Origin of the sequence: Serratia microhaemolytica, assembly GCF_004011885.1 — a bacterium.
Classification (GTDB): Bacteria; Pseudomonadota; Gammaproteobacteria; order Enterobacterales; family Enterobacteriaceae; genus Serratia_G; species Serratia_G microhaemolytica.
In genome coordinates this window covers 1-1,781 of sequence record NZ_SBEF01000100.1, presented here as the reverse complement: position 1 = coordinate 1,781, position 1,781 = coordinate 1, and the positions used below count along the sequence as shown (strand labels likewise).

Sequence of the window (1,781 nt, the reverse complement as noted above, 5' to 3'; positions counted from 1 at the left end):
ACCTCGAGCCAGCCGGCGAGCCGGTGAACTCAACGCTCTTTAACAATTTATCAGACAATCTGTGTGGGCACTCACAAGGCCGTTATCACGCTGCGCAAGCGGCGAAATAAATGAAGTCTTGAAGAGTGACTCGTAGAAGTAAATTCATACAGTTAATTTTCGAGCATCGCAACCGAGAGGTTGCACATCAAGCTTTTAATTGAAGAGTTTGATCATGGCTCAGATTGAACGCTGGCGGCAGGCCTAACACATGCAAGTCGAGCGGTAGCACAGGGGAGCTTGCTCCCTGGGTGACGAGCGGCGGACGGGTGAGTAAAGTCTGGGGATCTGCCTGATGGAGGGGGATAACTACTGGAAACGGTAGCTAATACCGCATAACGTCGCAAGACCAAAGTGGGGGACCTTCGGGCCTCATGCCATTGGATGAACCCAGATGGGATTAGCTAGTAGGTGAGGTAATGGCTCACCTAGGCGACGATCCCTAGCTGGTCTGAGAGGATGACCAGCCACACTGGAACTGAGACACGGTCCAGACTCCTACGGGAGGCAGCAGTGGGGAATATTGCACAATGGGCGCAAGCCTGATGCAGCCATGCCGCGTGTGTGAAGAAGGCCTTCGGGTTGTAAAGCACTTTCAGCGAGGAGGAAGGGTGTTTGTTTAATAGACGAGCACATTGACGTTACTCGCAGAAGAAGCACCGGCTAACTCCGTGCCAGCAGCCGCGGTAATACGGAGGGTGCAAGCGTTAATCGGAATTACTGGGCGTAAAGCGCACGCAGGCGGTTTGTGAAGTCAGATGTGAAATCCCCGCGCTTAACGTGGGAACGGCATTTGAAACTGGCAAGCTAGAGTCTTGTAGAGGGGGGTAGAATTCCAGGTGTAGCGGTGAAATGCGTAGAGATCTGGAGGAATACCGGTGGCGAAGGCGGCCCCCTGGACAGAGACTGACGCTCAGGTGCGAAAGCGTGGGGAGCAAACAGGATTAGATACCCTGGTAGTCCACGCTGTAAACGATGTCGATTTGGAGGTTGTTCCCTTGAGGAGTGGCTTCCGGAGCTAACGCGTTAAATCGACCGCCTGGGGAGTACGGCCGCAAGGTTAAAACTCAAATGAATTGACGGGGGCCCGCACAAGCGGTGGAGCATGTGGTTTAATTCGATGCAACGCGAAGAACCTTACCTACTCTTGACATCCACAGAAGGCTTTAGAGATAGAGCTGTGCCTTTGGGAACTGTGAGACAGGTGCTGCATGGCTGTCGTCAGCTCGTGTTGTGAAATGTTGGGTTAAGTCCCGCAACGAGCGCAACCCTTATCCTTTGTTGCCAACGATTTGGTCGGGAACTCAAAGGAGACTGCCGGTGATAAACCGGAGGAAGGTGGGGATGACGTCAAGTCATCATGGCCCTTACGAGTAGGGCTACACACGTGCTACAATGGCGCATACAAAGAGAAGCGAGCCTGCGAGGGGAAGCGGATCTCATAAAGTGCGTCGTAGTCCGGATTGGAGTCTGCAACTCGACTCCATGAAGTCGGAATCGCTAGTAATCGTAGATCAGAATGCTACGGTGAATACGTTCCCGGGCCTTGTACACACCGCCCGTCACACCATGGGAGTGGGTTGCAAAAGAAGTAGGTAGCTTAACCGAGAGGGGGGCGCTTACCACTTTGTGGTCCATGACTGGGGTGAAGTCGTAACAAGGTAACCGTAGGGGAACCTGCGGTTGGATCACCTCCTTACCTTAGAGATAGCGCGTGAGTGCCTACAACAGATTGTCTGATA

The 1,781-nt window shown here is 53.2% G+C and carries 1 rRNA gene; it reads left to right on the top strand.

Going from position 1 to position 1,781, the window contains the following annotated elements:
* Positions 1 to 196 precede the first annotated feature (196 nt).
* Positions 197 to 1,738 (top strand): 16S ribosomal RNA (locus tag EOJ37_RS14075).
* The last annotated feature ends 43 nt before the right edge of the window (positions 1,739 to 1,781 follow it).